General features: G+C 42.8%; 15 protein-coding genes and 2 tRNA genes. 1 reads left to right on the forward strand and 16 read right to left on the reverse strand.

All coding sequences use genetic code 11. From position 1 onward, the window contains the following. Positions 1-141 precede the first annotated feature (141 nt). The 12 genes from MUF05_00225 to MUF05_00280 all read right to left on the reverse strand — a co-directional run bounded on the left by MUF05_00225 (position 142) and on the right by MUF05_00280 (position 15,386). Entirely contained in the window at positions 142-834 is a 693-nt protein-coding gene (locus tag MUF05_00225) for a hypothetical protein (protein MCU0665516.1), read from the reverse strand. Then, on the reverse strand, positions 812-2,080 hold the full coding sequence (gene serS / locus MUF05_00230) for a serine--tRNA ligase (GenBank protein MCU0665517.1): 1,269 nt from the start codon (positions 2,078-2,080) through the stop codon (positions 812-814). Before serS ends, MUF05_00225 begins: the two co-directional genes overlap by 23 nt. A gap of 30 nt (positions 2,081-2,110) precedes the next feature. Next, positions 2,111-3,547 carry an RtcB family protein gene (locus tag MUF05_00235; protein MCU0665518.1) on the reverse strand — a complete coding sequence of 479 codons (1,437 nt, stop codon included), beginning with the start codon at positions 3,545-3,547 and terminating at the stop codon, positions 2,111-2,113. A 1-nt stretch (position 3,548) separates the two neighbouring features. Further along, positions 3,549-3,971 (reverse strand): archease, encoded by a 423-nt coding sequence (locus MUF05_00240; GenBank protein MCU0665519.1) that lies wholly within the window; start codon positions 3,969-3,971, stop codon positions 3,549-3,551. An 8-nt stretch (positions 3,972-3,979) separates the two neighbouring features. After that, the gene (locus MUF05_00245; GenBank protein MCU0665520.1) at positions 3,980-5,761 is read right to left on the reverse strand and encodes an NADH-dependent [FeFe] hydrogenase, group A6; all 1,782 of its coding nucleotides are present in this window, start codon (positions 5,759-5,761) and stop codon (positions 3,980-3,982) included. 14 nt (positions 5,762-5,775) lie between these two features. Next, positions 5,776-8,931, reverse strand: a complete 3,156-nt coding sequence (locus MUF05_00250; protein MCU0665521.1) for an FAD-dependent oxidoreductase — start codon at positions 8,929-8,931, stop codon at positions 5,776-5,778. After that, on the reverse strand, positions 8,928-9,443 hold the full coding sequence (locus MUF05_00255; GenBank protein MCU0665522.1) for an NAD(P)H-dependent oxidoreductase subunit E: 516 nt from the start codon (positions 9,441-9,443) through the stop codon (positions 8,928-8,930). The genes MUF05_00250 and MUF05_00255 overlap by 4 nt, the downstream gene beginning before the upstream one ends. Before the next feature lie 136 nt (positions 9,444-9,579). After that, positions 9,580-9,652, reverse strand: a tRNA-Lys gene (locus tag MUF05_00260). A 132-nt stretch (positions 9,653-9,784) separates the two neighbouring features. After that, positions 9,785-11,197 (reverse strand): NAD(P)-binding protein, encoded by a 1,413-nt coding sequence (locus MUF05_00265; protein ID MCU0665523.1) that lies wholly within the window; start codon positions 11,195-11,197, stop codon positions 9,785-9,787. Next, entirely contained in the window at positions 11,190-12,149 is a 960-nt protein-coding gene (locus tag MUF05_00270) for a class I SAM-dependent methyltransferase (protein ID MCU0665524.1), read from the reverse strand. The genes MUF05_00265 and MUF05_00270 overlap by 8 nt, the downstream gene beginning before the upstream one ends. Continuing rightward, the gene (locus MUF05_00275; protein MCU0665525.1) at positions 12,124-13,485 is read right to left on the reverse strand and encodes a B12-binding domain-containing radical SAM protein; all 1,362 of its coding nucleotides are present in this window, start codon (positions 13,483-13,485) and stop codon (positions 12,124-12,126) included. Before MUF05_00275 ends, MUF05_00270 begins: the two co-directional genes overlap by 26 nt. Further along, positions 13,482-15,386: a hypothetical protein gene (locus MUF05_00280; GenBank protein ID MCU0665526.1), complete on the reverse strand. Its 1,905-nt coding sequence runs from the start codon at positions 15,384-15,386 to the stop codon at positions 13,482-13,484. Before MUF05_00280 ends, MUF05_00275 begins: the two co-directional genes overlap by 4 nt. Before the next feature lie 63 nt (positions 15,387-15,449). Here MUF05_00280 and MUF05_00285 point away from each other — a divergent pair, with 63 nt between their 5' ends. After that, a complete protein-coding gene (locus tag MUF05_00285; protein ID MCU0665527.1) occupies positions 15,450-15,776 on the forward strand; it encodes a hypothetical protein in 327 nt (108 codons plus the stop codon). A gap of 25 nt (positions 15,777-15,801) precedes the next feature. Here the strand turns inward: MUF05_00285 and MUF05_00290 are convergent. The 4 genes from MUF05_00290 to lpxI form a co-directional block, all read right to left on the reverse strand. Continuing rightward, a tRNA-Arg gene (locus tag MUF05_00290) sits at positions 15,802-15,874 on the reverse strand. Positions 15,875-15,979: 105 nt separating this feature from the next. Next, complete coding sequence (locus MUF05_00295; protein ID MCU0665528.1) at positions 15,980-16,693, reverse strand: radical SAM protein; 714 nt, start codon at positions 16,691-16,693, stop codon at positions 15,980-15,982. Positions 16,694-16,760: 67 nt separating this feature from the next. Then, positions 16,761-17,033, reverse strand: a complete 273-nt coding sequence (locus tag MUF05_00300; GenBank protein ID MCU0665529.1) for a glycogen-binding domain-containing protein — start codon at positions 17,031-17,033, stop codon at positions 16,761-16,763. 78 nt (positions 17,034-17,111) lie between these two features. Continuing rightward, on the reverse strand, positions 17,112-17,915 hold the full coding sequence (lpxI, locus tag MUF05_00305; protein ID MCU0665530.1) for a UDP-2,3-diacylglucosamine diphosphatase LpxI: 804 nt from the start codon (positions 17,913-17,915) through the stop codon (positions 17,112-17,114). Position 17,916 lies beyond the last annotated feature (1 nt).

A 17,916-nucleotide genomic window follows, 5' to 3' on the forward strand; every position in this document is an offset into this window, starting at 1 on the left:
CTAGCGAAATACCACCGAATATGCCAAAATTATGGAACAGAATTTTGGCATATCTTATGAGGTGGTATAATCATAAAACTTAAATTTCAAATAAATTATCACCCGCCAACGCTTTATGGCGGGCAAAAATCTTTATCTAGCTTATTTTCTAAATAGGAAAAGCTGTTCGTAGGCCCTCTGGAAAATAAACCCTGCCCGGTCAAGAAAATTCCTGCAGAAAATCACGAAATCAAAACCCTTTAAAATAACGCTAAGGCACAAAGAAAGAAGAAAGATATTTATGATATAGATAAGCGAAAACCCAAAAAGGTAATTGGCTTTTAAGGCATCCTCTTTCTTGGTGCGCAAAGTCTTGGCGGAATAAACAAGATGCAAGCTCAAAGAGAATGCCGCCCAGAAAATAAAATACCCCAACAATCCTTCAAACGCCCAGGATAAACAAGCATATAAAACAAGAAGAAGGATTGTATAAACCGGTAAAAGGTACGGCGCGATCCTCACCAGGGGCCTGACAAAAGTAAATATCCATTCCAGTATTTTCTGCCCGCGGGTGTAAATTTTTGCTGGTTCCCAGACAAAAAGATAAATTAATAAAAAGGCGGCTATCCCCCACCAGAAAATATCCTGGATTGCGGGATCAACTTGCATAAACTGGCTGTAGAAAGCGCTGGATATGGAATAAACAAAAGGAAGAAGCAATATTCCAAGAATAAATTTGACAAAAATAAAAAGCCACTTTGCCCAACCGGAAAGCTTACTTTTAATTTCCGAAGCCATTGGCGAAGGTTCCGGGCCTTCCGCAGGTATATTTTTAAAAAATTCTTTCTCTGCCATCGAAATAGGGCCTCAAGTTTTCCGGGATAACGACCGACCCGTCTTTTTGTTGATAATTTTCTAAGATCGCGATAACTGTGCGCGCTAAAGCCACCCCTGAACCGTTTAAAGTGTGCACATAATCCAACTTCTTGGTATCCTTGCGCCGGAATTTAATATTGGCGCGGCGGGCCTGGAAATTCTCAAAATTACTGCAGCTTGAGACTTCAAACCACTTATCGCTTCCTGCGGCATAAGCCTCTAGATCATAGCACTTGCTGGCGGCGAAACTTACATCCTGCGTGGAAAGAAGCACCACCCGATACGGCAGGCCTAATAATTGCAAAACCTCCTCGGCATTGCCCACTAATTTTTCCAACTCATCATAGGAATCTTCCGGCTTTACAAATTTAACCATCTCTACTTTATCAAACTGATGCACGCGCGATAAACCCTTGGTGTCTTTTCCGTACGAGCCAGCTTCACGGCGAAAACAAGCACTGTAGGCAGCATAATAAATAGGGAGATTTTCTTCCTCAAGAATATCATCACGGAAAATATTGGTTACCGGAACTTCTGCTGTGGGGATAAGAAATAAATCATCGTCTTTTAATTTATACATATCCTCTTCCAACTTTGGAAGCTGCCCAGTGCCGGTCATCGAAGCGCGATTCACTAAAAACGGCGGGAATATTTCTGTGTATCCGTGTTTCTTGGTGTGTAAATCAAGCATAAAATTAATAAGCGCTCTTTCAAGCCGCGCGCCTAAGCCTTTATAAAGTATCCAATTTGAACCGGTGATTTTGGTGCCGCGCGGAAAATCAACGATATCTAATTTTTGGCAGATTTCTGTATGCGGCACAGGTTTAAAGTCGAACTTCGCAGGCTGACCCCAACTTCTTACAATCTTATTATTTGAAGCATCGCCTTTGGGCAAAGAAACATGCGGGATATTGGGGATAGTCATGGCGATTTTCTTCATTGCCTCGTCAAGCGAGCGCTCTTCCTGTTCCAAAGAAGAAATCTTCTCGGAAATTTCTTTCATGGACGCAATCACCGGTTTGGCGTCTTGTTTTTCCTTAAGAAGCCGGCTTATTTCGTCGTTAGCTTTATTTCTTTGAGCACGCAAAGATTCCATTTCTGTAGAAATCTTACGGCGGGATTCATCAAGATTTAAGAATTCATCAAGCCCAAGAGATAGATTCCTATCCTTAAGCGCCTGCCTTACTACATCCGGATTTTCGCGAATAAATTTAATATCTAACATATTTACTCCCTAACCCTTATCACTTAACCCTTAACCCTTAATTACCCCTAACGGACGCATCCTGCAGACGCGTTTCGCCAAACCTGCCTCATGCACCACGCGCACCACATCATTCACATCCTTATACGCCGCAGGAGCTTCCTCCACAATTGTGTCGCGCCCTGAAGCCTTTACAATTATACCCTTGGATTGCAAATCTTTCAATAGGATATCTTTATTTATTAAACGCAAGGCAGATGTGCGGGATTTGACTCTACCCGCGCCATGACAAGCAGAGCCAAAGGTTTCGTCCATGGCTTTTTGCGTGCCGAACAAAAGATATGAATTTCTCCCCATATCACCGGGAATAATTACCGGCTGGCCAAACTGGCGGTATTTATCCGGCAAGGCGGGATGCCCCGGGCCAAAGGCGCGGGTGGCGCCCTTTCTATGCACACATAAAGCTTTCTGCTCTTTTCCAACCATGTGTTTCTCTATTTTAGCGATATTATGCGCCACATCATAAAGCAAACGCATGCCTAATTTCTCCCAAGATTTACTAAAGACGCGCGCGAAAACTTCCCGGGACAAATGCATCAAACACTGACGATTCGCCCAAGCGTAATTTGCCGCGCATTTCATTGCTCCTAAATAAGCCTTGCCTTCTTGAGAGTTAACCGGCGCGCAAGCAAGCTGGCGGTCCGGAACAGTAATGGAATATTTTTGCATGCAACCGACCATTTCTCTGGCATAATCATCGCAGATTTGATAACCAAACCCCCGCGATCCAGAATGAATCATCACAGTTACCTGCCCCAAACGCAATTCCAGCGCGTCGCAAATTTCGCGGTCATAAAGCTGGTCAATTACCTGCACTTCCAAAAAATGATTTCCTGAACCCAATGTCCCGGACTGCGATTGCCCTCGTTTATAGGCCTTCTCTGAGACCATATCAGGAAGCGCGCCTTGCATACATCCGTTTTCTTCAGTATAAATTAAATCCTCATCTATGCCAAAACCCCTTTTCACCGCCCAACCCGCGCCCTTAAGTAATATTTCTTTTTCTTCTCTGGCGCTTAAGCGGATATCACCTTCAGAGCCCACCCCTGATGGAATATCAGAAAACAAAGCATAGACTAAAGTTTCGAGTTTATCTTTAACTTCATCATAATCAAGGTACGTAGTCAAAAGCCTGATGCCGCAATTTATATCATACCCTACCCCTCCGGGAGAAATAACTCCTGCTTCTTCCGGGTCGGTTGCCGCCACCCCTCCGATCGGAAAGCCAAAACCCCAGTGTATATCCGGCATGGCCAAAGACGCTCTAACAATCCCCGGCAAGAACGCCACATTTGCCACCTGTTGGACAGCTTTATCCTGCAAAATATCCTTAAGAAGTTTTTCATCCGCGTAAATAATGCCCGGCACGCGCATGCCGCCAGTTTTAGGAACGCGCCAGCGAAAATCGTCAATTTTCTCTAATTTTATTTCAGACATCAAAGACAACCTGGGCCTGGTAACCGCGCGGGGTTTGGGAAAGCTTAAGTTCGTGGTAGGTAGCAGCTTTTATTTCAGTATTAACTTTATAATGATTCATATCTACGCCCACAGCAACAGCATCTATGAATTTGTCACTTACCTGATTGATCTTAAAATCCTCAAAAACCATTGATTCCGTCTGCGACAAATACAATAATTGATTCAGCCAATTCACTAAAAGCTCTTCAGCGTTAGCGCCTTTTTGCATCACAACCATTTGATGGCTTTCTGTTTTAGAGGGATTGACTTTTTGAGCAGAAATATCAAAAAGCGCCAAGCCAGCATTACGGAAAAGGCCAGATAAGTCTTTTGCCTGCACCCGCATGCCGATATCTGCGGTATGATCTAAGATCTGGTAAAAATCTTTTCCCATAGGATAACTTATCTGGAATAAACCGGCCGCGCGCAGTAATGGGTATGCAGAAGCTCTTCGGATTTCTCGCCTAATGGCTTTTCCAGAAACTCCTCGTATAATTTTTTAACCGCCGGATTCTCATGGGACTTGCGGATAGGCTTATTTTTATCTTCCTCGTAAATAGCCTGCATTCTTTTCTGGCGCACTTCTGTATTAGTGGGCAAAGGCTGGCCGCCTCCGCCGATACACCCGCCGGGGCAGGTCATAATCTCAATAAAAGCATATGGAGACTTTCCGGATTTTATTTCATCAAGCAATACGCGCGCTTTGCTTAAAGAACTTGCCACCGCCACTTTTATTTTTAAGCCATCAATATCCACTTCCGCGGTTTTGATTCCATCTAAACCGCGCAAATTCTCAAAGTCTAGTTTTTCAAGCGTTTTTCCTGTTAACACTTCATAGGCGGTGCGCAGCGCCGCCTCCATAACTCCGCCGGTTGCGCCGAAAATTACTGCCGCGCCGGTTGAAACTCCCAGAGGTTCATCAAAATTCTCATCTTTTAATTCATTAAAACATATCCCCGCCTCTTGTATCATGCGCGCGGCCTCGCGGGTAGTTAAAACATAATCCACGTCAAAAAACGCCTCTTCATCCTTAAGTTTCATCTTATCTTTCCAATATAAAAAGGCGCTTTTCATTTCCGCTCGCTTGGCCTCAAATTTCTTGGCAGTGCAGGGCATAATAGAAACTACCACAATATTTCTGGGGTCAACGCCCATCTTTTGGGCGTAATAAGTCTTGGCAATTGCCCCGAACATCTGCTGGGGAGATTTACAGCTTGATACGTGTTTTAAGGCCTCAGGATAAAAATGCTCGGCAAACTTAATCCAGCCTGGCGAGCAGGAAGTAATCATCGGCAAAACACCTTTATGCTTAATGCGCTCAATCAACTCAAAACCTTCCTCCATAATGGTAAGATCGGCGCTAAACTGCGTATCAAAAACCTTATTGAATCCCATACGGCGAAGCGCGGCTGCCATTTTGCCGGTAGCCAAACTCCCCGCAGGCATGCCGAATTCCTCGCCTATGGAAGCGCGCACTGCCGGAGCAGTTTCCACTAAAACTATTTTTTTAGGGTCTGACAGATCCCGCCATACATTTTCAATCGCGCTTTGCTCAATAATCGCGCCGGTTGGACAAACCAATAAACATTGCCCGCAGTTAATACATTCAACATTGCCCAGGCCCATCTCCATAAAAGTTGAAACGTAGCTTAACTTACCGCGGTGTATAGTATCAATGGCATTTACCGACTGCACTTTAGAGCAGACCGCGATACAACGCCGGCACAAAATACATTTATCCGCGTCACGGATCAGAGAAGGAGAAGTCTTATCTACTGTAATGCCGGATTTAAGCGCCTTGACAAAAGGGGCATCTCTGACCCCCATATCATGCGCCAGGCGGCGCAATTCGCAATGCTGATTGCGGTCGCAAAAAAAACAATCTTCAGGATGAGACGCAAGCAGCAATTCCAGATTTGTCTTGCGCGCGCGGCGCACACGCTGGCTGTTAGTAAGAATCTCCATGCCGTTGTTTACCGCGGTAACACATGAGCGCAAAAGCGTCTTTGCCCCCTTTACTTCCACGACACAAATAGAACAGCTGGCCTCTTCACTTATACCTTCAAGATAACAAAGCGTCGGGATGACAATCCCGGCGCTTCTGCAGGCTGCAAGTATCGTTGAGCCCTGAGGAACCTCTATATCTTTTCCGTCAATTTTTATGCGCACATTATTTTCCGGCATGGCATTTCCTTCTTTTATTCAATAAGCGCTTCCTCTTTCACGTCGCAACGCAGGCAACGCGAAGCTTCAATATCAACCTGTTTTCTTGATAATCCTTGCGAAACTTCCTTAAAATTACAAAGGCGTGATCCGACCGGGAGAAACTTTCCGGATTGTTTGGACTGTCTTGCCGGCTTAAGAGGAACTTTATTCCTGTATTCATGCTTTTTAAATAACTTAATAAACCTATCCTTACCGGTTAACTCTTTATCAATTACCTGCGCCGCTTTCTTGCCATAACCCATGGCTTCAACCGCGGTAGAAGGCCCGGTAACCAAATCCCCTCCCGCGTAATAACCGCTTACGTTGGCCTTGAGGGTAAAACCATCAATCTTGACCGTGCCGTTTTTATTAAGATTGATCCCGCTTTCCCTGATAAATTCCGAATCCACGCGCTCGCCGATAGCCACCATCACCGTATCGCAGGGGATCTGGTAAGTTTCATTAGTTGCCTCGGGGATTTTTCTGCCCGCAAAGTCATAGCCTCCGGGCAGCATCTTAACAACTTCAAGCGCCTTTACCTTTTTTTGCGCATCAGCCAATATCGCCTTGGGAGAAGCAAGAAAAACAAATTTAATGCCCTCAGCTTCGGCCTCTCTTATCTCGTCTTTATTCGCTGGCATATCCTGCTTTTCTCTGCGGTAAACAACCGTAACTTTTGCGCCCAGCCTCCAGGCGGTGCGCGCGGCATCAATAGCGGCGTTACCAGCCCCGATAATCAAAACTTCCTTTCCGATGTCAATTTTCTTGCCTAGAAGAACTTCTTCCAGGAAATGCGTAGCCGAATAAACACCCGGGAATTCTTCTCCGGGGATCTGCAAAAACATGCTTTGGTAAGAACCGGTTGCCAAAAATACCGCATCGTAATCCTGCCTTATTTGTTTAAGCCTTTCAGAATTTACTTTCTTATTAAAAACAAATTTTACTCCCAGCTTTTTAATAAAGCCTAATTCCTTGGCAAGGATCTTTTTGGGCAGGCGATACTCAGGTATCCCGTAACGCAAAATACCGCCTGGTTGGGATTTTTCTTCGAAGACAACTACTTCGTGGCCTAAGCGCACAAGATAAAAAGCTGCGGTAAAACCTGCGGGGCCGGCTCCGATGACCGCAACTTTCTTGCCGGTCTTAGGCATTTTCTCCTTGATAAAACGCCTCAGGACTTCAGGTTCTTTCTTTAGCTTATACACCTGGTCCGCGACAAATCTGTGCACTTCGCCTTGAGAAACTGGCTGGTCAAGGTCTTCCCTGCGACAACGCATCTTGCAATGGAAATGACAAATCCTGCCTGAAGAAGAGGGTATGGGATTATCCCGGTAGATCAGGTCAAAAGCATCTAAAAGCCTGTCTTCTTTTATAAGTTCCAGGAAACCGGGGATATTCATATGCAAAGGGCAGCTGTTTTCGCAAGGAGAAAGAAAAAGCGTCTTACACACGCCTGCATCGCAATGTTTTCCCTGAATATGTTCAAGATATTCATTGCGGAAATATTTCATAGTAGTTAATATTGGATTTGGCCCGGTCTGGCCAAGCCCGCAGAGGGCGGTATCTTTAATTACCTCGCCTAAACTTTCCAGCTGCAACAATTGCCCAAGATTTGCTTTACCCTCAGCAATAGCATTCAAGGTATTAAGCGACTGATATAGGCCTTCACGGCAGGGAGTGCATTTTCCGCAAGATTCAGAAGTAGTAAACTCGGTAAAATAACGCGCTACATCCACCATGCAATTGTCATCGTCCATAACCACCATCCCGCCTGAACCCATAATCGCGCCAAGCGCATTTAAGGATTCATAGTCTACAGGGGTCTTAAATAATTCTACAGGGATACATCCTCCGGAAGGGCCTCCGGTCTGCACAGCTTTGACTTTTTTCTTAGTCCCGGTACCTTGCCCGATATTATAGATTAACGTAAGAAGAGATTCGCCTAAAGCAAGCTCAACTAATCCGGTATTTTTTATTTTCCCCACCAAAGAAAAGACTTTTGTGCCTGAGCTTTTTTCTGTGCCGGTCTGGTTAAACCAGCTTCCGCCTTTGGCGATGATCGCCGGAATGTTACAGTATGTTTCCACATTATTGATATTTGTAGGCTTATTCCAAATCCCCTTTTGGGCGGGAAACGGCGGACGCGGACACGGCATGCCTCTTCTTCCTTCAATAGAAGCAATAAGCGCAGTTTCTTCGCCGCAGACAAAGGCCCCTGCCCCCTCAACAAGATGTATATCAAAGCAAAAATTACTGCCTAAAATGTTTTTCCCCAAAAACCCGTATTCCTGCGCTTGAAGGATAGCTTTCTGCAAACGCTCAACCGCAAGAGGATATTCCGCGCGGATATAAATAATGCCTTCATTTCCGCCCATGGCAAAGGCTGCGATAAGCATGCCTTCAATAAGCATATGCGGGTCGCTTTCAATTTCATTGCGATTCATATATGCTCCGGGATCGCCCTCATCAGCATTGCAGACAATATATTTCTTGTCCGCTTTTTCCTGTTTCATTAACTCCCATTTTCTCCCTGTAGGAAAACCCGCGCCTCCTCTGCCGCGAAGCTTTGACAACTTTACTTCTTCTATGACTTGTTCTGGCGACATACCGTTTATAACCTTAGCAATACTGCTATATCCGCCAACAGCAATATACTCTTGGATATCTTCGGGATTAATCAGGCCGCAATCTCGCAAGACGATTTTTTTCTGCCATTTAAAGAAATCTACTTGATTCCATAAAGGTATCGCATCCAACCCTTGCCCATAAGTAATCTGGCCGGTTAAGTGATCCCATTTCTCTATACGGCAAAGGGCTTTTTTCTCCGGAATATTGCCACGGGAAACAGCATCAAGTATTGCCTTAACATCTTTGGTTGTGACTTTCTGAAGAATAACAAGCGGATTTCCCGGAATAGCGATATTTACCAATGGCTCATTCACGCAAAAACCAAAACAACCTACCTTGGTAAGATTAATCTTGAGTTTTCTTTTAGTAATGCCACTAGCAAATGCTTTATAGACCTGGTCCGCGCCGTTACCTATGCCACAGGTACCTAAACCCACGGCAATGCGCGGCCTGTCAGTAAAGATTTTACTCAAACCCTTTTCTCTGACCACTTGCAAATCATTCAGATTCATAATCTTCATTTTTTCTTCTTTCGGGCAATCCCTTGCACGATCTGACGTAATTTACTTTCAGTCATATGGCCGTAGATAACTCCATCCACCTCTACAACCGGCGCCAACGCGCACTGGCCAAAACAAGCCACTGTCCTTAAGGTAAATTTATTGTCCGCAGTAGTTAAAAATAGCTTCTCGCCCTGATGATGGCCCTCTTCTTTCAGGCCTAGAAGCTGTTTAAGATATTCCAGAATATTTTTTGAGCGTCGGGTATGGCAGGCAGTGCCGCGGCAGATAATAATAGTATGGTCGCCTTGGGGCTTAAGATTAAAAAAAGCGTAAAAAGTAACTACCCCGTAGATTTTGGCAAGAGGGATATTGGTTTTTTGAGAAATGTATTCTAATGTTTCCTGAGGAAGATACTTGTGGCAATTTAGCTGCTGGACTTCTTCTAATATGCCCAAAAGCGCTCCGGGATTCGAGCCATATTTAGCAATTACCCGGTCTATCTTTTTGGTATGGTTACTTTGCGTGGACATTTCCGCCATTTCCGTTAAAGAATTAGCCAGCTATAATTAACGCTTATATTAGCATCAACTTATGCCTGTGTCTATTTCTTTTTAGGATCCGCTTAGCAGATGATATTTTCTTAAGAGGATTATCGGAAAATTCAACTGGGCCATGCGGGAGTCGAACCTGCGACCTTGACATTAAGAGTGTCCTGCTCTACCAATTGAGCTAATGGCCCTATATTCTTTATATGTAAGAGCCATTAGCGGAATCCTCCGAAGCGGAATGAATTCCCCAAAGGCCCTAATCTATTATAGTGGAGGGATATTCTATCCTAAAATACCCCGGTTTGCAAGGCAGATTTTCATTCTTAATCCACTATCTGATATTCCTCTGCTCTCTTGTGAAGCAATCGGTTTATTTCGGGGACAATAACGCCTGCGTCTAAATTCTTGGCAATAAACATGGCCATATCCAAGCAGTGATCCACATTATAGTAATCTGACATACCAAGCCTTCCTGTATATATTATATTCTCAATAGAATTTAATTCTTTAAAAATCTTATCTTTTTTCTCCTGAAAACCAAGCTCATACACAGGATAAAAAGCCGGAATCCTGACTAAACAGCTATCCAGGACCTGATTCTTATTTACAATCTTTAAGCCCTCTAACCCCTTAACGCAAAGCGCCAGGATTTCTCCATCTGGTTTCTTAAAAAGGCCGCTTTTTACTTCGCTTGTAAAATCACAGCAGATAACTGTCTTATCTTCAGGAAAACCCTTGGTCGAAATAAGCTTTTGCTCTGAGATGCGCGAAAAAACAAGCTCCTTATCCGGACAGAAAACCCAATGATCATTCAAACAACTTGGCTTATCTATTAGAAAATAAGCGATCATACTGTGGCGCATCTTCAAAAAGTTATCTTCTTGGTTAATTTTCCTATCATCAGGAAATAATAAAGAAGTAACCTCATTTAAAGGAATAGAAGAAACCAGCATATCACAGTCTATGGCCTGTTTATTATCAAATACAACTGTCTTTATTCTCTTCTCCTCCATGATAAATTTAACCGGTTTCTGGCACGTGCGGATTATATGACCCGACCTTAGAAGATTGTTAGCTAAGCCATCACAAACCTGGTAAAAACCTTCCTGAGGGTAAAAAAAGTGGCTGGCGTCAGTAAACTTACTTTCCTTCTTTATATTTAAGAGGCGAAAAACAAGGTCGTACATATTCCTGACAGGAATTCTTTTCTTGGCAATCTGGGCGCTTAACTCTTTTGGATCTCCCCAGACTTTATACGCTAACGGTAAGAAAACCGTCTGGTAAATCTTATTGCCAAAGATATTCTTACAGTATTCTTCATAGGTAGAAGCTTCTTTCAAGAATGGCGTGCGCAGAAGTGTAAGCAATACTGAAATACTTAAATGGATAACTTCTATTGGGTTAAAAACCTTAACCAATTGCACCAATTTCACCGGATAATCCATCAATTTCCCGCGCAGAATAATCTTATGCTTCTTTTCTACTGTCTTAAGCGTGCTATTTGAAATCTTCATAAATTCATCCATGATCCCCGGGATAACAGAATAAACCTTGTGCGGACCGTAATCAAGTTTTATGCCTTTAAAATCATAATACCCGCACAATCCCCCCAGCCTATTTTCCTTCTCGCAAAGAACAATATCATACTTATTCAGTTTAGACAATTCCCACGCGGCAGTTAAACCGCTTATACCGCCTCCTAAAACAATAACCTTTTGCTTATTTTTATTATTCATCTTTTTTCCGGGCAATCATTAAATATTGACTGGCAAAATAAGGCAGAAGCATTTCTTTAATGGGCATAAACGCATACGGAAACCTTGCAATCTTGGCCAAAGGCTTAGAATACACTTCCAAACGGCTGGCTAAATAATCATAGCTTAATTTTTGAAAGTGCATTTTATGGGAGATTCTTTTGAAACCATGCTTATCCAAATATGCCGTAAGCGTTTTAGGCGTAAAATAATAAAGGTGCACCGAAAGTAAAAACCACCAATGCCTTCCTGAAAGACGCGCCAAGAAATCATCTATGCGCGGATAATTAATCACCAAAAGCCCCCCGGGTTTTAATATCCGATTTATTTCTTTTAGTGTTTCACCCGGAGAAGCAACATGCTCTAAAACATCCCACAAGGTAACAATATCAAAACTTTTATCCGGCAATTTCGCTTCTTCTAATACCCCGCAAAACATCTTAACAGCGTAATTCTTCCTGGCAAATTCACACAGCCACTTGGAAGGCTCTACCCCTAAAGCATCATACCCGGCATCCCGGGCAACCCTGACAAAAATCCCGGAAGCCGCCCCCACATCCAATAAATTTCCTGACCTGCACAAACCTTGAATGGCTTTAAGGCAGTTCTTAAACGTTTGACTTCTGCCTTTTTCCTGCGAAACATACTGCTTATCCTCAGCCAAAGAATAGCTTTTAACGATTAATTCCTGTTTTGCCCGAGGCGAAAGATAAATCAAGCCGCATTTCTTACAGCGCACGGCCTGCTCAAAGAATATCTGGCTGCTCGCGGAGGAATAGATCTTTAACAACTCATCTTTTGCCTTGGGAATCTTTGTTGGGTCTGAAGCAAAAATAACTTCGCTTTCCAAAGAAGAACTGCCGCAAAAGTCACACGGCACATCTTCATAGAGATCAAGAGAGAAGTGCTTATTTTCTAAAGGTCTGGTAGCCATAGGCAAAATCTACGAACAATCTTCCCTGAATACTTGATTTAAATAGTTTCTTGATCAAGAAACTAGGCCTTAAATAAAAACGCCTGTGAAAATCATTATAATAAAAATTAAGCTTATCCCAACTAAGCGTATCATGCTGGTATATTTGGCTGGGATTGTGAAAATTATAACAGGCCCAATCTTGCGTCTTTATAAGGCCCTGCTGCTTATACTCATCGTAAATGCTTGTCCCGGGAAAAGGCACCATAATAGTTGCCTTGGCAAAATCGGGGTTTAGTCTTATGGCAAAGTCTATTGTCTTGTTAATGCTTCTTTCAGTTTCACCCGGAAACCCCAGCATAAAAAACCCCACCAACTCAAGGCCTGCTTTCTTAATCATTCGGCTTGCGCGAAATGCCTGCTCTATTGTAATGCCTTTATTGATCTTATCAAGCATTTCCTGACAGCCGCTTTCAAACCCCACGCCCACCTGATAACATCCGGCTTTCCTGGCAAGCTTCAAGAATTCATCATCGATGCGATCTACCCTTACACCTGTTCTTAAATTCCAAGTCATATTGATATTGCTTCTAATAATTGCCTCGCAGATTTCTTTTGCTTTACTAATATCAGTAGTAAATTGATCATCCAAAACATGAAATTCCCGATACCCCAGCTTCTTTAAGATAAATAGCTCCTCAACAACCCTCTTGGCAGACTTGATCCGGAATTTCCTGCCATGCACTGTCTTGTTACAAAAAGTGCAATTAAAAACACAGCCCCTGCTCATTTCTATGGGCCCCACGGGATTATTTCTGGCAATCATCCCGGGACAGGAATAGTTATTTATGTCAAACAAATGCAAAGCAGGAAACGGCAGATCCTCTATCGGCAATTCGCCGCCCTTCTCTATTATCTTGGAAACTTTCTGGCCTCGCGCTATTTTCTTGATAATCTGTTCGCCTTCGCCAACAACTGCAATATCAAAAGAGGATTCTCTCAAAACCTCTTGGGGAAGCGAAGAAGCGTGCGGCCCGCCTATAATTGTAAGGATATTTCTCGATACAGACTTGGCAATCTGACTTATTCTTGAGGCTTCGTAGAAAAGCGGCGTGGTTGAAGTAACCCCGACCATATCAGGCTCAAAATCCAGGATCCTGCTTCTGACTTGCTGCCAGATATCGTTTGCGCAAAAAGCGGATAAATCAATTATGCTTACATCTATTCCCTCTTCAATAAGGCTGGCGGCGATCATTGCCAAAGACATAACCGGCAATCTGGGAACAGCAGCCCTTATCTTGGATTTACTGTAAACACTAACCGAGCTGGGAGGATTAAATAAAATACATTTCTTCATTTTAATATGTCAAACCAAACCAGTTTCCCGTCCTTATCAAAATAACCGATACTATGCGCGATAATCAAAAAGCCCTCGTCGTAAAATCTTGGCCTTTTTGCCCCAATAATCTTCCCAAAAACAACTATATCCCTGTCTTCGACCCTTTGGGCGATCCTCTGGGTAAAGCCGGGAAAAATGATCTTATTCTCGATGTATACGGCTCTTGGGAAAGGCAAAGGTTTTAGGGCCCAATATTCCGGATGATGCTCTGCCATACCCTGGCCAGGCCCAAGATAAAAAGCATGAAAACTTCTATAGCGCAAAGGATAATAACAATACGCTGCGTCAACTCTCTCAAAAGAAGGCTGCGGCCACATTATATGTATTGTCCGCATATCCGTAGGGGTTAAAATTTCACCCAGATGGCCAAATTTTTGCCTTATCTGGTCTTCTGTAACCTCAAAGCGCCTTGTATCTTTACCTGATAAATTCGCCAACCTTAAAAAAAGGGGAATCGCTATTAAACACGCAAAGAATATAATATACAGCTTGATTATTTGAGGATAAAAAGTCTTTGGCGTAAATCCAAACTCTGCTTTAACATTTTTCTTGCCCTGGAAGCCTTCAAACAGAACAAATACCCCTGCTGCCAGCAGGCAATACATAACAATCTCCAAGGACATCCATTCACGGTCTCCTCCCATGCCGCCGTTAAATAATAATGATAATAACATCCCGGCAAAATATAAAATTATGAATATGCGCTGATGCCTTGGCGCAAAAAATAAAATACGCAATAATCCAATTACGGCAAAAACATTGAAGAATAATCTATTCTTCAATAATAAAATAACCAATGCCGCGATAAATAATATCGCCTTGCCCCTCTTGGCTTTTAAAGAAAACAATTGCTTGATCCTTTCCCGGTCGTAAAAATACAAAAGAAGAATCAGGAATATGCATGCCACAAAATACGCTCCGCCCGTTTTTTCATTGCTAAAAGCGCCGAAGATGTCTCTTGCGAAGAATTTAAAGGTCCACCTTAAACCCTCAAGCAAATTTTCCGGATGCTCAACTGCTTGCTTTAGCGCCCCCAAATACAAGGCCTTCACCATGCCGGGGTTATCGTTTTGGATATAAGAAATAGCTACGTTTTTATCCGAATAGATATCCGATGTAAACCCTGTTCCGCGATGCGCCTGCTGCCAGATCCTTATTGCAAAAACCTCGTTTGATTCAGTAGTGCAATAAAACTTAACTGAAAAAAGATAAAAACTTATCCCCATAAAAACTGATAAGACAGCAACTAGCGTGAGTTTCAGCGATTTCTTGGAAAAGCCGTTTAAGAAAACCGGGAACAAGGCAACTGTTACAAGCGACAGGAAATCCCAAGGCCTTATGGTTTGCGCTAAGGCAATAAAAAAACACGCCATAAAATAATGATTTAGAGAAAAATCATGGAAACTTCTTATTATTAAAGCAAAGGCTATAACTAAAAGCGGCTGGGCCAGAACCTCTGTGGCAAGGCTTAACTGTAAAGGCGCATTCCACATGGCAAGAAACGACAAAAATACTACTATAAATATATTATTACGCAGATCCTTTAAAAGATAAAAAGCAGTCAAGAAACTTGCTATATTTAAGAATATAAAAAAGGCTGAATATAAAACATAATTATATTTAAACAAGAATCCCAGGATTGTTAAAACTAGCGGGAATATCGGCCTGCCGGGCAGCTTAATTCCATCAACGATATCCTTTGCGCAATCAAGCCATAACAAGGCGTCATTAATAGGATGCAGCCCCATCCTGAAAACGCCAATCTGATAATTACCGGCTGTCGGCAGAAGGATCATTAAACGAAAAGAAACAAGCGCCAATATTAAAACCAGGCAAAATAAGATAAAGCGTTTGCTCATAAGCAAATAGTAATATACATTGTGCTTTTATGATATAATAATTTAGATAAAAAGGAGGTGTTTATGGATATTAATTTATTCCTTACTAATACACAACAAATGCTGGCCCCTTATTTGGAGCAATTAAGGTTATTTAAATTTTCAGTATTAAACCCGGTGATCTGGGCCATCGCGCTTATCGTTTTCTTTATACTCTCCCGCAACTGGAACGCTAATAAAGCCTTTAGCTTTTGCATAATCACGCTTCTTATACTTTTTAGCCAAACATTTGTCAGCGACCACCTTAGTTCATCTTATGCGCTGGTGTTTGACTCATCTGTAGTCAGAATAATATTCGCGGTATTTTTCTTTATTGTCCTCTTATATTATATTTTTATACGCGAGGATTAAAGCCTTCGCTGATTAATATTTTACACACGCCCGAGTGGAGTCGAACCACCAATAGCCAGTTCCGAAGACTGGTGCCCTATCCATTAGGCTACGGGCGCATAGTAAATGCGCGACTTGCGCCTGCCGGCAGGCAATACCGCCGCAGAAAGCGGCGCAGCTTACATCCATTTATACAAGAAGAAACGCAATACCCGCAAATCTTCCTATATAATCTGGCAATTATCGCCTAAGAATTCTTTTATTTCCTTAAGCCGGTTTGCGCTTGGCGCGTTTATCCCGGGCTGCGCAGTAACCCGCACCGGAGAATTAAGCTGTATTTTGTCGGGATTAATTCTCAGGATAGCCTTTTTCAAACTCACTACATGTTCTCGGCTGTCATTTATCCCAGCAATCAACATCACCTCAAGCCAAATCTTGCCCTTATATTCCTTTCGCAAACAAATAAGGCTTTTTATGATATCTTTAACCTTTATTCCGGGTAAAGGGCAATCTACGCGCCGGAAAATATCCTGGCTGACAGCGTCAAGCGATGGGATAATCAAATCTGCCTGAAGGATCTGTTTTCTGACCTTCTGCCTGGTCAAAAGAAAACTGTTGGTAATTACCGCAACCGGGATATTAGTGATTTTCTTAACCTGGCCGATCAAATAACCAATTTCACTGTGCAACAACGGCTCCCCGCTGCCAGAAAAAGTAATATAATCTACCTTTTCATCGGCATGAGCTTTCAACCAGCTTTTTAGCTCTTTAATCACCTGCGGGGAAGCAACATATTCCTTAAGGCGCATAGTTTTATGGGTAACCCTGCCAAGCTGACAATATACACAATCAAAAGTACATGTCTTATATGGGGTTAGATTAATGCCTAAAGAATTGCCTAGTCTACGGGATTTTAAAGGTCCGAATATGTATTTCATGGCATAAAATAAAACTCGCTTTCAAAAGATACTTAAGGTCTTTAGAAAGCGAGTTTGATAAATAAAATTACTTGACTTCAATTATGCTATTTTGCGTACCAAAAGAATTAGCGATATTGCTTGAGCTGGGGTCATTTACCCAGTTCCCATCAACAAAAAATTTATATTCATACCTTCCGGGCTTAAGGCTCTTCTTAATCATCCAGCTGCCCTTAATCCCCTTCTTAGCTTTAATGGAGCCTGTATCCCAATTATTAAAATTACCTGCTAAGCTGACACACTTGGCGCTAGGCGCGTAAAGCTTAAATTCAACCGTCTTTGACCGCATTGTTTTAACCATCCCACCCTCCTTTGTTAAGTAGTTATACCTAACAATTCAGTTTATGTCAAGAAGTTTGTATCATCTTGTCATGTAATGCTATACGCTTACTATTGAGATGTCGTTTCTTTGCGCCAAAAGAATGCTCTGTTCTGGGTCGATAAAAAGGGTTTTCCCTGCCTCAAAAGCAAGGCAAGAACAGCCCGCGTGAATCATAGTTTTAATAGTATTTAAACCCACAACCGGAACGTCAAAGCGCAAATCCTGGCAAGGCTTACTTACTTTTACAATCACGGTTTTACGCCCGCCCACAATGCCTGCGCGGCGGATCAAATTGTCTGTCCCTTCCAACGCCTCAACCGCTACGATGGCCTTATTTTTGACTGCCACAGCCTGCCCTATATCCAAAAGCGCGATCTCTTTGGCAAGCGCGAATCCAAAATACACATCCTCCCAAGTATCAAAGCCAGGGGCATTCTTAGTAAGCTGCCCCTTCTTGGGCATATAATCTTCTAAAAACAATGTAGAGCTAATAAGCGTTATCCCGTGCTCTTCTAATTTCGAGGCAATCGCTGCGAATATTGTATCCGCGCGCCTGTCTTTTAAATCCTGCAACAAAGCCGATAAGGCCGGGTCATTATTTACTTCTTTACTAAAAAGCCTCCATGGGCTTATTTGCCCGGCCATAACCACCTTTGTAACTTCTTCGGACTTAAATATATCAAACATCCTGGAGAACCGGCTTAAATCTAACCAGTAAACTTTGTCCACCAGGCGCGATATACTGCGGCAGGTATCGCCTTTTATGGCGATGGCCACTGTTCCCAAACCTTTTTTCTTTGCTTCTTTAGCAAAAAGCAATGGGAATTTACGGTTACCGGCGATTATTCCTATTTTTTCCATT

It is taken from the genome of Candidatus Omnitrophota bacterium, assembly GCA_025453395.1.
Taxonomy (GTDB): Bacteria; Omnitrophota; Gorgyraeia; order Gygaellales; family Profunditerraquicolaceae; genus JAlOQK01.

Coding starts and splice junctions, on each gene's coding strand:
- MUF05_00240 (MCU0665519.1), bottom strand. CDS start 3,971: ATGGGAAAAGATTTTTACCAGATCTTAGATCATACCGCAGATATCGGC.
- serS (MCU0665517.1), bottom strand. CDS start 2,080: ATGTTAGATATTAAATTTATTCGCGAAAATCCGGATGTAGTAAGGCAG.
- MUF05_00250 (MCU0665521.1), bottom strand. CDS start 8,931: ATGAAGATTATGAATCTGAATGATTTGCAAGTGGTCAGAGAAAAGGGT.
- lpxI (MCU0665530.1), bottom strand. CDS start 17,915: ATGGAAAAAATAGGAATAATCGCCGGTAACCGTAAATTCCCATTGCTT.
- MUF05_00270 (MCU0665524.1), bottom strand. CDS start 12,149: ATGGCTACCAGACCTTTAGAAAATAAGCACTTCTCTCTTGATCTCTAT.
- MUF05_00265 (MCU0665523.1), bottom strand. CDS start 11,197: ATGAATAATAAAAATAAGCAAAAGGTTATTGTTTTAGGAGGCGGTATA.
- MUF05_00300 (MCU0665529.1), bottom strand. CDS start 17,033: ATGGTTAAAACAATGCGGTCAAAGACGGTTGAATTTAAGCTTTACGCG.
- MUF05_00245 (MCU0665520.1), bottom strand. CDS start 5,761: ATGCCGGAAAATAATGTGCGCATAAAAATTGACGGAAAAGATATAGAG.
- MUF05_00280 (MCU0665526.1), bottom strand. CDS start 15,386: ATGAGCAAACGCTTTATCTTATTTTGCCTGGTTTTAATATTGGCGCTT.
- MUF05_00275 (MCU0665525.1), bottom strand. CDS start 13,485: ATGAAGAAATGTATTTTATTTAATCCTCCCAGCTCGGTTAGTGTTTAC.
- MUF05_00285 (MCU0665527.1), top strand. CDS start 15,450: ATGGATATTAATTTATTCCTTACTAATACACAACAAATGCTGGCCCCT.
- MUF05_00255 (MCU0665522.1), bottom strand. CDS start 9,443: ATGTCCACGCAAAGTAACCATACCAAAAAGATAGACCGGGTAATTGCT.
- MUF05_00295 (MCU0665528.1), bottom strand. CDS start 16,693: ATGAAATACATATTCGGACCTTTAAAATCCCGTAGACTAGGCAATTCT.
- MUF05_00225 (MCU0665516.1), bottom strand. CDS start 834: ATGGCAGAGAAAGAATTTTTTAAAAATATACCTGCGGAAGGCCCGGAA.